Origin of the sequence: Spirillospora sp. NPDC127506 (genome assembly GCF_040302145.1) — a bacterium.
In the GTDB taxonomy this organism is placed as follows: domain Bacteria; phylum Actinomycetota; class Actinomycetes; order Streptosporangiales; family Streptosporangiaceae; genus Spirillospora.
Genome location: NZ_JBEORG010000004.1, coordinates 189,541 through 202,854 on the forward strand (window position 1 = coordinate 189,541; position 13,314 = coordinate 202,854).

10 protein-coding genes are annotated in these 13,314 nt (G+C 72.4%); 3 read left to right on the forward strand and 7 right to left on the reverse strand.

What is annotated here, in order from left to right; genetic code table 11:
* Positions 1–35: 35 nt before the first annotated feature.
* Genes ABTW95_RS06735 through ABTW95_RS06755 form a run of 5 tightly spaced genes read right to left on the reverse strand, consistent with a single transcriptional unit; the run spans position 36 to position 5,652 of the window.
* The gene (locus ABTW95_RS06735; RefSeq protein ID WP_396446809.1) at positions 36–1,112 is read right to left on the reverse strand and encodes an acyl-CoA dehydrogenase family protein; all 1,077 of its coding nucleotides are present in this window, start codon (positions 1,110–1,112) and stop codon (positions 36–38) included.
* Positions 1,103–2,041: a VOC family protein gene (locus tag ABTW95_RS06740; RefSeq protein ID WP_500225288.1), complete on the reverse strand. Its 939-nt coding sequence runs from the start codon at positions 2,039–2,041 to the stop codon at positions 1,103–1,105. The genes ABTW95_RS06735 and ABTW95_RS06740 overlap by 10 nt, the downstream gene beginning before the upstream one ends.
* Positions 2,042–2,049: 8 nt before the next feature.
* Positions 2,050–2,808, reverse strand: coding sequence for an enoyl-CoA hydratase/isomerase family protein (locus ABTW95_RS06745; protein ID WP_396446811.1), 759 nt, complete (start codon positions 2,806–2,808; stop codon positions 2,050–2,052).
* Between the two features lie 25 nt (positions 2,809–2,833).
* Positions 2,834–4,066 (reverse strand): acyl-CoA dehydrogenase family protein, encoded by a 1,233-nt coding sequence (locus ABTW95_RS06750; protein WP_396446812.1) that lies wholly within the window; start codon positions 4,064–4,066, stop codon positions 2,834–2,836.
* Positions 4,063–5,652: an AMP-binding protein gene (locus ABTW95_RS06755; RefSeq protein ID WP_396446813.1), complete on the reverse strand. Its 1,590-nt coding sequence runs from the start codon at positions 5,650–5,652 to the stop codon at positions 4,063–4,065. The genes ABTW95_RS06750 and ABTW95_RS06755 overlap by 4 nt, the downstream gene beginning before the upstream one ends.
* A 438-nt stretch (positions 5,653–6,090) precedes the next feature.
* On the opposite strand from ABTW95_RS06755, the gene ABTW95_RS06760 reads away from it, so the two are divergent.
* Positions 6,091–7,908 carry a bifunctional metallophosphatase/5'-nucleotidase gene (locus tag ABTW95_RS06760; RefSeq protein ID WP_500225297.1) on the forward strand — a complete coding sequence of 606 codons (1,818 nt, stop codon included), beginning with the start codon at positions 6,091–6,093 and terminating at the stop codon, positions 7,906–7,908.
* A gap of 102 nt (positions 7,909–8,010) precedes the next feature.
* On the opposite strand, the gene ABTW95_RS06765 is transcribed toward ABTW95_RS06760, so the two are convergent.
* Complete coding sequence (locus ABTW95_RS06765; RefSeq protein WP_500225299.1) at positions 8,011–9,492, reverse strand: MFS transporter; 1,482 nt, start codon at positions 9,490–9,492, stop codon at positions 8,011–8,013.
* A 206-nt stretch (positions 9,493–9,698) separates the two neighbouring features.
* Between ABTW95_RS06765 and ABTW95_RS06770 the strand changes: the two genes are divergently transcribed.
* The gene (locus tag ABTW95_RS06770; protein WP_396446816.1) at positions 9,699–10,616 is read left to right on the forward strand and encodes an RNA polymerase sigma-70 factor; all 918 of its coding nucleotides are present in this window, start codon (positions 9,699–9,701) and stop codon (positions 10,614–10,616) included.
* 184 nt (positions 10,617–10,800) lie between these two features.
* On the opposite strand, the gene ABTW95_RS06775 is transcribed toward ABTW95_RS06770, so the two are convergent.
* Entirely contained in the window at positions 10,801–11,754 is a 954-nt protein-coding gene (locus tag ABTW95_RS06775; protein WP_500225302.1) for a helix-turn-helix domain-containing protein, read from the reverse strand.
* A 71-nt stretch (positions 11,755–11,825) separates the two neighbouring features.
* Here ABTW95_RS06775 and ABTW95_RS06780 point away from each other — a divergent pair, with 71 nt between their 5' ends.
* Entirely contained in the window at positions 11,826–13,256 is a 1,431-nt protein-coding gene (locus ABTW95_RS06780) for a pyridoxal phosphate-dependent decarboxylase family protein (protein WP_500225306.1), read from the forward strand.
* The last annotated feature ends 58 nt before the right edge of the window (positions 13,257–13,314 follow it).

The following is a 13,314-nucleotide window of genomic DNA, read 5'->3' on the forward strand; positions in this document are numbered from 1 at the left end:
CCGGCCGGCCGCCGCCGGCCGGGCGTTCCCGGTGGTCAGTCCGGATCGAGGTCTTCGGCGAGCTTGTCGTAGTGGAGGTCGGGGTCGCCGAACGCCAGGGACGCGGCCATCGCGTGTTCGGAGAACAGGCGCAGGTCGTGCTCCCCGGTGAAGCCGATGGCGCCGTGGACCTGGTGGCCCAGGGCGCACACCCGTTCGTACGCCTCGCTCACCCACGCCTTGGCCATCGCGACCTCCTGGGCGGCCTCGCGGCCCGCCGACAGCAGCCAGATGGCCTCGTAGGCGATGAAGCGGGACCCGAGCACGTCGATCGCCATGTCGGCGCAGTGGTGCTGGACGGCCTGGAACGACCCGATCGCGCGGCCGAACTGCTCGCGTTCCGTCGCGTACTCCACCGTCATGTCGAGGACGCGCTGCGCCCCGCCCACCATCTCGGCGCACGTCGCGGCCGCGCCGAACAGGTTGATCGCGGCGGCGGCGTCCGCGCCGAGAGCGTCCTCGGCGCGGACGCCGTCCAGCTCGACGTGGCAGGGACGGTCCGAGCCGATCGCGCCGAGCGGCCGGAGCGTCACGTCCGAGGCGTCCACCCAGAAGGCGCGCGGCTCACCGTCCAGCCGCGCCACCACCAGGATGTGCTCGGCCGAGGCGGCGTACGGGACGAACTCGGCGGTCCCGCTGAGGACGAACGCGTCGCCTTCGCGCGCGGCAGCCGGGCCCTCACCTGGACGATCCCAGGGCAGGGGGGCGGCCGTCACGATCCGGCCGTCCGCGATGGCGGCCAGCCAGCGTTCCCTCTGCTCCGGCGTCCCGCAGCGGGCGACCGGCATGCCGCAGCAGGCCACCGACGCCGGCAGCGGGCTCGGCACCCGCGCGTAGCCGAGCTGCTCGAACAGCAGGCACGCGTCCAGGAAGTCGCCGCCCACGCCGCCGTGCTCCTCGGGGAAGGCCAGGCCCGTCCAGCCGAGCTCGACCATCTCCTTCCAGAGCGCGGCAGAGTAGCCGGACGGGTCGCCTTCCAGCGCCCGCGCCCCGGCGGTCGAGACGCGCGAGGCCAGGACCTCGCGGGCGGTGGAGGCGATCAGCTCCTGGTCTTCGGTCAGGCTCAGGTCCATGGCGGCGGCACCTTGTCGGAGCGGACCCACACGCCGGGGCGTTCCTCCCAGAACAGCTGCACGAGGACGCCGCCGGTCTTCTTCGGATGGATGAACGTGTGCCTCCAGGCAGCCCCGTCGGTGACGCCCTCCTCGTCGTCGAAGGTCGGGGTGTCGTAGTGCTCGCAGGCGGCCATCGCCGCGTCCCAGTCGGCGACCTCGAACGTGACGTGGTGGGCGCCGGGGCCGCCCTTGGCCAGGAAGCGCTCGATGAACGAGTCCTCGCCGCGCGGCATGATCACTTCCCAGCAGATGGCGGAGCCGGGGATGTTCAGCACGAGGTCGGCCATGTCGGGATGCTCGTCGTCGGCCGTCCGCCACACCTGCACGAAGCCGGCGAGGTCGCGGTACCAGCGGGCGAGCACGTCGCGGTCGTGGAACGCCTGGCAGATGTGGTCGAGGGCCACGATGCCGAGGGACGGCCCGTCCGGCGACCCCGTCTCCACCGCGGAGGCGGACGTGTCGCCGCACATGTCGAGGCTCCCGGGGCCGCGCAGCCGCCACAGGACGCCGGGGCCGTACTCGGGCGGGCTCAGCGACGCCTCCAGCCAGCGGCCGCGCGCACCGTCGGTCGGCTTGATGCCGCGCACTTCGAGTTCGGCCTGCACGGCTTCGAGGTCGGGCACCTCGGCGCCGACATGGTGCAGGCCGGGCCGCCCGGAATGCTCGTCCAGCCACGTCTGCAGCGGCGAGCCCTCGCCCGCGGGGGAGACGACCTCCCACGCCTGCCCCCGGCTGCCGGGGATCTCCAGGCGGGCGCCGCGCACCCCTTCGCCCGGGTTGTCCCAGCTCCGGACGCGCCGGAACCCGAACAGCCCGGAGAGCAGCGCCACCTGCGCGTCGAGGTCGGGGGTCACCTGCGCGACGTGATCGATGCGGTAGATCTGCACGGGTCCTCCTAGCTCGGGTGCGGCTCGATCCAGTCGTAGCCGTAGGTGACGAGTTCCTTGACGAGGCGCAGGTTGTAGCGGTTCATCGCGGCGATGCGCTCGGCCAGCTCGCCGACCCGCTTGTCGAACTCGTCCGCCGGGTACACGTCGTTGACCAGCCCCAGCTGCAGCGCGCGCTCGGCGCCGATCCGCGCGCCGGTGAAGAGCAGCTCCTTGGCGCGGGCCTTGCCGATCCGCTCCGGCAGCCGCTTCACACCGCCCCAGCCCGGCGCCGACCCGCCGAACTCCGGCTGGTCCGGGTCGCCGTCCTCGGTCATCTTCGGCCGGTACGGGGGCCGCGCCGACAGCGTGATCTCGACGAGGCCCATCTTCGCGTCGTCGGAGGCGACGATGAAGTCGGCGGCGAGCGCCAGCTCCAGGCCGCCGCCGACCGCGTACCCGTGCACGGCCGCGATCACCGGCACCGACAGCCGCTCCATCATCGCGAACGTCTTCTCCCCGAGCCGCCCCTGCTCGACGCGCTCGCGCGGGGTCAGCTTCTCCGACCAGGCCAGGTCCATCCCGGCGCAGAACGCGCGCTCGCCGGCGCCGCGCAGCACCACCGCGCAGACGTCCTCGTCGTCGTCGACGCGGGTGAAGATGTCGCGCAGCTCCGTCATGGTGGTGGGCGTCAGGGCGTTCAGCTTCTCCGGGCGGTTCAGCGTCAGCCAGGCGACTCGCTCCTCGATCCGCAGGTCGACGGTCTCGTAGGCGTTCTCGTCGGGCATACGGGTTCGCTCCTCCTGGTGGTGGTCAGCCGCGGGGCAGGTTCAGGCCCCGGGTGGCGATGACGTTGCGCTGGATCTCGGTGGTGCCGCCGAGGAAGGTGGACGCCACCGAGTCGCGGCGCATGTGGGTGAACAGGGCGCCGAGCGGGGCGCCCTCGCGCTCCCAGAGCGCGGCGGACCGGCCGAAGGCGCGCGCGCCGGTGCGCGCCAGCCGCTGGTGCAGCTCCGCGCCGAACAGCTGGTTGACGGACGCCTCGAAGCCGGGCTCCTCCCCCGCCGCCTGCCGCGACACCGTGTAGCGGGCCAGGTTGTACAGCACGCGGACCTCCGTGCGGCGGCGCGCGATCTCCCGCCGGATCGCCGGGGTGTTCCGCGCGAACCGCCGCCCGTCCGGCGACCGCAGGTACGCCGCCAGCTCGGCGAGCGCCTGCTCGTACTTGATCGTGGCGCCGATCCCGGCCCGCTCGAAGCCGAGCGCGGACATCGCCACGTACCAGCCGCGGTTCTCCTCGCCGACCCGGTCCGCCACCGGCACCCGGACGCCGTCGAAGAAGATCTCGCAGAACGGCGCCGCGCCGCGGATGTCGGTGATGGGGCGGATCGTCACGCCGGGCGCGTCCGCCTTGACGAGCAGGAACGTGATGCCGCGATGCGGCCTGCCGGCGTCGGGGTCGGTGCGGACCAGGACGAACAGCCAGTCGGCGTACTGGCCGAGGGACGTCCACACCTTCTGGCCGTCCACGACGTACTCGTCCCCGTCGCGGACGGCGCGGGTGCGGAGCGAGGCCAGGTCGGAGCCCGAGCCGGGTTCGGAGAAGCCCTGCGCCCAGGCGGCCCGGCCCGAGGCGATGGGCGGCAGGTGCCGGGCCTTCTGCTCCTCGGTGCCGTGCACCAGAAGCGTCGGGCCGAGGAGGAACGCGCCGATGCCGTTCACGGTCGGCACCCGCGCCCGCATCATCTCCTCGTGCAGGACGAACTCCTCCAGCGGCGACAGCCCGGCGCCGCCGTACTCCCGCGGCCAGTGCGGGGCGATCCAGCCGCGCTCGGCCAGCGCCGCGGCCCACGCCCTGGCCCCCTCCCGCCGCTCCGGGTCGTCGGACACCCGGTCGACGGGCCAGTTGTAGCCCGCGACGTCCTCGGGTTCGAGGCTCTGCTCCTCGTCCGCCGCCGGACGGTAGGACGCGGGGAACCGCTCCGCGATGAAAGCCCTGACCTCTTCGCGGAAGGCCGCCTGCTCCGGCGTGTCGTCCCAGTTCACCGGCCGCCCGCCTCCCGGTCCCAGGTCGTCTCGGTGATCCCCGACTCGCCCTGCGCGCGCAGCTTGTACTTGGCGACCTTGTCGGTCGGGGTGCGCGGGAGGGCGTCCACGAACTCCACGTATCGGGGGATCATCGAGCGCGGCAGCCGCTCCTCGCAGTAGGCGACGAGCTCCTCCGGGTCGAGCCCGGTGTCCGGCTGCACGACGATCGAAACCTTGATGTCCTCGTCCTCCAGCTCCGAGGGCACGCCGATCGCGGCGCACTCCAGCACCGCCGGATGCTGGTTGATCTCGGTCTCCAGGTCGAAGGCCGAGATGTTCTCCCCGCGCCGGCGGATGGCGTCCTTCATCCGGTCAAGGAAGTAGAAATACCCGTCGTCGTCTCGCCATACCCGGTCCCCGGTGTGAAACCACATGTTGCGGAAGCAACGTGTGGTCGCCTCCCAGTCGCCGTAGTAACCGGTCGTGAGGACGAATGGCTGCTTCGGCCGCAGCACCAGCTCGCCCGGCTCTCCCGGCCCGACCTCGCGGTCCAGTTCGTCCACCACGGCGACGTGGAAGCGCTCCTCGTGCGCCCGCCCGCACGAGCCGACCCGCCACTCCCCGTACGGGCTGCCGGTCGCGATGCCCGCCTCGGTGCTGGTGTAGGTCTCCACCGACCGGACGCCGAACCGCTCCCGCATCGCCTCGTCGAGGTTCGACTTGCCCATGTAGAACGTCTCCAGCCGGTGGTCGCGGTCCCGCGACGTCGGCGGCCGGTTCAGCAGGATCGGGATCATCGAGAACACGCTCATGCAGACCTGCGCGTCGAAGCGGCGCACGTCGTCCCAGAACCTGGACGCGCTGAACCGCTCGACGATCGCGATCGAGCCGCCGCCCAGCAGGGCCGACAGCATGCCGTCCCAGAGCGCGGCGGCGTGGAACAGCGGGAGCGGGCAGTAGATCGTCTTGCCCCACCGGTCGAGGAAGTCGAGCGAGTCGTACGCGCAGGTCAGCGCCAGCGCGTGCGGCACCATGGCGCCCTTGGACGGCCCGGTCGTCCCGGACGTGTACATGATGGCCTGAAGATCCCCGAAGCCGACCTTCACATCGACCGTGCCGCCCTCGTCCGGCAGGGAGTTCAGCTCGCGCGCCGGCTTGCCGAGCCGGTCCAGCGGCACCCCGGCCCCGGCGGCGTCCCGGACGAGGACGCCGCCGAGCTTCGGCAGCCTCTCCGCGACATCGGCGACCCGCTCGGCGTAGGGGCCGTCGATGATGAGCCAGCGCGAGTCCGAGCTGTCCAGGACGTGCCGCAGCAGCTCGCCCCTGTACGCGATGTTGATCGGCACGGCGACCGCGCCGAGCCGCGCCAGCGCGAACACGAGATGGACGAAGTCGGCGCAGTTGGGCAGCATCAGGCCCACGTGGTCGCCGCGTCCGATGCCGGCCCCGGAGAGGGAGCGGGCCAGCCGGTCGGCGGCGGCGTCGACCTCGCCGTAGGTGACCTCGCCGTCCCGGAACTTGAGGAACGTCTGCCTTCGATGTACCTGCGCCTGTGACCGGAGGACGTCCCCGAGGACGAAGCTCTCCAGCGTCTCCTTGCGCATCCGGACCCTCCGCTGTCGCTGCGTTGGCGTGCGTGCGTGCCGTTGGCGTGCCTGCGTGCGTTGGCTTGCGTGCGTTGGCGTGCGTGCGTCGTCGGTGGCTGGGCGGCTAGATGGCGGCGGCGCGGAATCGGCTGGGAGCGATCCGCAACCGGACAATGTCATAAATAGAGGAACACGAAACTACAGACACGGCAACAGTGTCAGAAAGGGAACAAACCTGTTTCAGGAGTCATCTACTGGGACACCACGTACCCCGTGTGACTTAGGCCACACACTCTCCGCGCGGGGTTTCGGACGCACACCGCAGCACTTTCCAGGCACCCGGCTTTGGAGGGGAGTGCCAACGATCCCCCTCCAGGATCGGCGGATTCCACCGGCTTCGCGACCGACCCGCGGGCCTATCGTTCTGCCGTCCCCTGCGGAAGGAACGGGTGCGCCATGCAGAATCCACAGCCGCGCTGGTGTTCGTGCCGGGTCCCGGACGGGGTCACCCGCCGGCAGGTCCTCGGCGGCCTGAGCGCGGCGAGCGCCCTCGCGGTCGCCGGCTGGCCGGGCACCGCCTCGGCGGCCGGGCCGCACGGCCGGTCGGTGACGATCACCGTGATGGGCACGTCCGACATCCACAGCCACGCGGTGAACTGGGACTACTACAAGGACGCCGAGTACGGCGACAGTGACGGGAACACGGTCGGCCTGGCCCGCGTGTCGAGCCTCGTCAACGAGGTCCGCGCCGCCCGCGGACGCGACCGCACCCTGCTGTTCGACGCCGGCGACACCATCCAGGGCACCCCGCTCGGCTTCTACTACGCCACCGTCGAGCCGATCACCGAGACCGGCGGGACGCATCCGATGGCCCGCCAGATGAACGCCATCGGCTACGACGCCGTGGCGCTCGGCAACCACGAGTTCAACTACGGCATCCCGTTCCTGAACAAGTGGATCAGCCAGATGGACGCGCCGGTGCTGGCCGCGAACGCCGTCCACGCGGGAACCCGCCGGCCCGCCTACCGCCCGTACATCATCAAGAGGATGCACGTCCGCGGGTACCCGCCGATCCGGGTCGGCCTCCTCGGCCTGACGAACCCGGGCATCGCGATCTGGGACAAGGCGAACGTCTCCGGCAAGCTCGACTTCCTCGACCTGGTCGAGACCGCGCGCCGGTGGGTGCCGGTCATCCGCGCCCGCGGCGCCGACGTCGTGATCATCAGCGCGCACTCCGGCGACAGCGGGACGTCGTCCTACGGCGACGCGCTGCCCATCGAGAACGCGGCCGCGCTGGTCGCCGAGCAGGTCCCGGGCATCGACGCCATCCTGTTCGGCCACGCGCACCTGGAGATCCCGGAGCGCTTCGTCACCAACAAGATCACCGGCCGGACCGTCGTGATGAGCGAGCCGAAGTGCTGGGGCCAGCGCCTGTCCATCTTCGACCTGACCCTCACCCACTCGCGGGGCCGCTGGAAGGTCACCGGCAAGTCGGCGACCACGGTGAACTCGAACACCGTCCAGGAGGACCCGGAGATGGTCACCCTGGTCAAGAAGCAGCACGACGCGGTCGTGGCCTACGTGAACAAGGAGGTCGCCACCTCGACCGAGGAGATGTCCGCCGCGGAGGCGTGCTGGAAGGACACGGCGATCCTCGACTACATCCACCTCGTCCAGACCGAGAGGGTGAAAGCCGCGCTCGCGGGCTCGGAACACGAGTCCCTCCCCGTGGTGTCGATCGCGGCGCCCTTCAGCCGGGCCGCGACCTTCCCCGCCGGCAAGGTCACCATCAAGGACATCGCGGGCCTCTACATCTACGACAACACCCTCCTGGGCAGCATTCTCACGGGCTCCCAGATCAAGGACTACCTGGAGTACTCCGCCCAGTACTTCAAGCAGGTCTCCGCGTCCGACCCCGTCGACCCGGCGTCCTGGACGAACGCCGACAACCGCCCCGACTACAACTACGACCAGTTCTCCGGCATCGCCTACGACGTCGACATAGCCAAGCCGGAGGGCTCGCGGATCACCAACATGACCTACGACGGGGCACCGGTCGCGGACGACCAGCGGTTCGCGGTCGCGGTCAACAACTACCGGCAGTCGGGCGGCGGAGGCTTCCCGCACATCACCACCGCCGAGGTCGTCTACAACGCGCAGGTGGCGATCCGCGAGGCGATCGTCGAGTACGCCTCCGCCGCCGGCACCATCGACCCCGCGACCTTCCACACGGAGAACTGGCGGCTCGTCCGCGACGGCACGCCCGTGTTCTGACGCGGAGCCGTCGTGTCGTGGCGACCCGGTGCCCGCGCTTCCGGCAGGCCGTGGCGGAACGGATCACCCGGGCGGCGCCGGCCGCGGGTGATCCGTCCCGGGTCAGGAGTGCGCGGGCAGCGGCACCTCCGTTTCGGCTCCGGGGGCGGGCCGGGTCTCCGGGCGGGGGGCGTTCATGAGGACGGCGACGATCAGCGCACCCGCCAGGAGGATCCCGGCGCCCCAGGCGCTGCCCGTCCCGAACCCCTCCACCAGCGCCTGCTTCGCGACGGCGGGGCTCCTGCCGTGCGAGACGAGGTAGTCCGCGGTCGCGCTGGTCGCGATGGTGTTGAGCAGCGCGATCCCGATCGAGCTGCCGACCTGCTGCGCCGCGTTGACGGTCGCCGACGCCACGCCCGAGTCGCCCTGGTCGACGCCGCGGGTGGCGTAGTTCATGGCCACCGGCATGATCATGCCCGCCCCGAACCCGTAGAGCAGGCCCGTGACCAGCACGCCTCCGGCGTACCCGGTGCCGGGTTCGAGGGTGAGCATCCACAGCATGCCGCACGCGCTGACGAGCATCCCGGGGACGATCAGCGCCCGCGGCGGGACCCTGGGCAGCAGCCGGGCGCTGATCGCGCCGGCCGACACCATGACCGTCAGCACCATCGGGAAGAAGGCCACGCCCGTCCTGATCGGCGAGTAGCCCTTGACGATCTGCAGGTAGTAGGTCATGAACAGGAACGCGCCGAACATGCCGGCCCCCGCCAGCCCCACCGCCAGGTAGGCGGCGCCGCGGGTGCGGTCGGCGAGGACGCGCGGCGGCAGCAGCGGCTCCGGCACCCGCCGCTCGACGAGGACGAACGCGGCGAGCAGCACCGCACCGGCGGCGAGCAGGCCGGTGACGGTCGCCGACCGCCAGCCGTCCGACTCGGCCCGGCCGGTGCCGTACACGATCGCGACGAGCCCGGCAGTGGCGAGCAGGACGCCGGGGACGTCGAACCGGGCCCGGCCCTCGCGCCGCGACTCGGTCAGCATCGCGGACCCGCCGGCCACCGCGACCAGGGCGATCGGGATGTTGATGAAGAGGCACCAGCGCCAGTCCAGGTAGTCGGTCAGCGCCCCGCCCGCCAGCAGCCCGATGGCGCCGCCCGCGGCGGAGACCCCGCCCCAGACCCCGAACGCCTTGGCGCGCTCCTGCGGCCGGGTGAACGTCACCGTCAGCAGCGACAGCGCGGACGGGCCGAGCAGCGCGCCGAACGCGCCCTGCAGCGCGCGGGCGACCAGCAGCATCTCGAAGCCGGAGGCCACGCCGCCGAGCGCGGACGCCCCGGCGAAGCCGAGCAGCGCGACCAGGAAGGTCCGCCTGCGTCCGGTGTAGTCGGCGATCCGGCCGCCGAGCAGCAGCAGGCCCCCGAACGCCAGCGTGTACGCGGTGATGACCCACTGGCGGTCGCCGTCGGAGATCCCGAGATCCCGCTGGACGGACGGCAGCGCGATGTTCACGACCGTCCCGTCCAGGACGATCATGAGCTGCGCCAGCCCGATGAAGAACAGCGCGGTCCAGCGGCGCGGAACGGCCGCCGGCGCATCCCTGGTCGACATGATGAGGTCCCCCGTTCATGGTGGGTGCGGTGCGCGCCGCGCGGAGCGTCCGGCGCGGCGTCCTGACGACCACGAGATGCCGGGCGCCCGGTCCTTTGTGACAGCGCCCCGCTGTGATGAGGGCCACCGCCGGCCGATGTCACAAAGCGGCGCCGGAAGGCGTCCCGTGCGCATAGGGCCGTTGAAGACCGACCGGGGAGCCGACCATGAGCGAGCACAGCGACCAGGCGGCGGGTACGGCCGATCCCGCCACCGAGGCGTTCGTCGCCCACCGCAACCTGCTGTTCACCGTCGCCTACGAGATGCTGGGCTCGGCCGCCGACGCCGAGGACGTCCTGCAGGAGACGTGGCTGCGGTGGGTGGGCGTCGACCTCGCCGAGGTCCGGGACCAGCGCGCCTACCTGGTCCGGATCACGACGCGCCAGGCGCTGACCCGGCTGCGCACCCTCGGCCGCCGCAAGGAGACCTATGTCGGCCCCTGGCTGCCCGAACCGCTGCTGACCACGCCCGACGTGGCCGAGGACGTCGAGCTCGCCGACAACGTCTCGATGGCGATGCTGCTGGTGCTGGAGACGCTCACGCCGACCGAGCGGGCCGTGTTCGTGCTGCGCGACGTGTTCGACTTCCCCTACGGCGAGATCGCCGAGGCCGTCGGCAAGACCCCGGCGGCCGTCCGGCAGATCGCCCACCGTGCCCGCTCGCACGTCGCCGCGCGCCGCCCCCGCGACGCCGTCTCCTCGGACGAGACCCGCGCCGCGCTCCAGGCGTTCCAGCACGCGGTCGAGACCGGCGACGTGCAGAGCCTGGTGGACGTCCTCGCACCGGACGTCGTCCTCCTGTCCGACGCCGGGGGGCGCAGGCAGGCCCTGCCGCGTCCGGTCGTCGGCGCCGACAAGGTGGCCCGCGTGCTGTCCGCGGGCCTCCGGTGGATCAGGACGGAGACCGAACTGTCGTTCGAGCCGGTCCAGGTGAACGGCTGGCCGGGCCTCATCATCCGGTTCGGCGGCGAGACCGACACCGTCATGGCGGCCCGCGTCGAGAACGGCCTGATCACCGGCCTCTACTTCGTCCGCAACCCCGAAAAGCTCTCCCGCGTGGACCAGCGAACCGCCCTGAGCCGCTGACCCCACCCCACCTAGCGACTCACCCGACTCGCGGCGGTGATCGACTGGCACCTGCGCGTGGCGTCCTGCTGAGAAGTGCGCGGGCCGGTGGCGGCCGGGCTGACTCTTGCTGGTCGCGCCTGGCCGTTCCGCCGCGCGGTCCTCGTCCCCCGGCGGGCCGCGCGGCGGGCACCGCCCGTGGGTGCTAGCGGGTGTTCGCGGGTGTGGCGGAAAAGGTGCGGCGGTACGTGGTCGGGGGGACGCCCACGGTGCGGGTGAAGTGGTGGCGGAGGTTGGCGGCGCTGCCCAGGCCGGAGCGTGCGGCGATCTGGTCGACCGGGAGCGTCGTGGTCTCCAGCAGTTCGCGGGCCCGGTCGATGCGGATGCCGCGCAGCCATGTCATCGGGGTCGTGCCGGTGGCGGCGTGGAAGCGGCGGATCAGGGTGCGGGTGGTGACGTTGGCGCGGCGGGCCAGGACGCCCACGGTCAGTGGTTCGTGCAGGTGGCGGCGGGCCCAGTCGAGGAGGGGGCCGAGTTCGTCGGCGTCCTCGACGGCTTGCGCGTCGATGTACTGCGCCTGGCCTCCGGGGCGGTGGGCGGGCATCACCAGGCGCTTGGCGAGCGCGCTGGCGACCGTGGCGCCGTGGTCCTTGCGGACGACGTGCAGGCACAGGTCGAGCCCGGCGGCGGTGCCCGCGCTGGTCAGGACGTCGCCGTCGTCTATGTAGAGGACGGACGCGTCCACCTTGACCTCGGGGTAGCGGGCGCTGAGCTGGTCGGCGTGCATCCAGTGGGTGGTCGCCGGGCGTCCGTCCAGGATGCCCGCCGCGGCGAGGACGAAGGCGCCGGTGCAGAGCGAGACGATGCGGGCGCCGCCGGCGTGGGCCGCGCGGACGGCCTCCACCAGGTCGGCCGGCTGGTCGTCGATGACGCTCGCGCAGGCCGGCACCACGACCGTGTCGGCCTCGGCGAGCACGTCGAGGCCGTGGACGGTGTCCGGGGCGAAGCCGGCGGCGGTGCGGGTGCCGGGCGCGGCGCAGAGGCGGAAGTCGTACCACCAGTCGGCGAGGCCGGGCCGTTCGTAGCCGAACACCTCGCAGGGGATGGCCAGTTCGAAGATCGGCACCCCGGAGGCGACGGCGACCGCGAGCGTGTGCATGTCACTAATTTAGCGATGATGGTCGTTACTGCCACTTGGCCGGGTGCGACGCCCGCGGGAGGGTCGGTGGCATGGACCGATTCCCTCTTGGACGCGCCTCCTTCGATCCGCATCCGGCGGCGGCCGAGCGGCTGTGGCGGCGCGTCATCGAACTGCTCGAGGACGAGCGCCGGCAGATCGCCCAGCGGGAGGTGAGCGCGCCGGTGGACGTCCGGGACCTGCGCAGGGCGGTCGGCGCGTACGGCTTCGACCGTCCGGCGGACCCCGAGGACGTGCTGGAGGACGTGGCCGGGCTGCTGCGGGCGACCACCGTCCACACGACCCATCCGCGCTACTTCGGCCTGTTCAACCCGACGCCGACGCTGATGGGCGTCCTCGGGGAGACGCTCGCCGCCGCGTTCAACCCCCAGCTGGCCGCCTGGTCGCACGCCCCGGCGGCGGTGGAGATCGAGGCCCACCTGCTGCGCTTCCTGGGCGGGCGGCTCGGCTACCCGGAGGACGCCGTCGCCGGGTCGTTCACCAGCGGCGGCGCCGAGGCGAACTTGACGGCCGTGCTGCTGGCGCTGACCAAGACGTGGCCGGAGTACGGCGAGAAGGGGCTGCGGGCGGTGGAAGGCCGTCCGGTCATGTACGCGTCGGCGGAGAGCCACCTCGCCTGGCTCAAGATCGCGCACGCCACCGGCATCGGGCGGGACGCCGTCCGCCTCGTCCCCGCCGGCCCCGACCTGCGCATGGACACCGGGGCCCTGGCCGCTCAGGTGGCCGCCGACCGCGCGAACGGCGACCGGCCGTTCCTCGTCGTCGCGACCGCCGGGACCACGGCCGCCGGGGTCATCGACCCGCTGCACGAGCTCGCCGACCTGTGCCGCGAGCAGGGCATGCGGCTCCACGCCGACGCCGCCTACGGGGGCGCGGCGGCGCTGTCGGACCGGCTGCGGCCCGCGCTGTCCGGCATCGAGCGCGCCGACTCGATCACCGTGGACGCGCACAAATGGCTGAGCGTCCCGATGGGTGCGGGCGCCTTCCTCTGCACGGACGCGGAGGGGCTCGCGGAGACGTTCCGGGTCACCACGTCCTACATGCCGGCCGGGATCCCCGACACCGTCGACCCCTACACGTCCAGCCAGCAGTGGTCGCGCCGCTTCATGGGCCTGAAGCTGTTCCTCAGCCTCGCCGTCGCCGGCCGCGAAGGCTACGCCGGGCAGCTCGAACGCGACGCGGACCTCGCGGACGCGTTGCGCCGCGGGCTCGCCGAGGCCGGCTGGGACATCGTCAACGACACCCCGCTCCCGGTCGTCTGCTTCGCCGACCCCGGCACCGCGACCCGGGAGCACCATGACGCGCTCGCGGAGCACGTGGTCCGCGGCGGGCGGGCGTGGATCAGCCCCGTCGACCTGAGCGGACGCGCCGCCCTGCGCGCCTGCGTGATCAGCCACCGCACGACGCCGGCCGACGTCGACGACCTCGTCGAGGCGGTGGGCGAGGCGCGCAAGGCGCTCTGAACCCCCGCGGACGGTCACGTGCGCCGGGGGCGAGGTCGACGGATTACCCTCCCGTGTC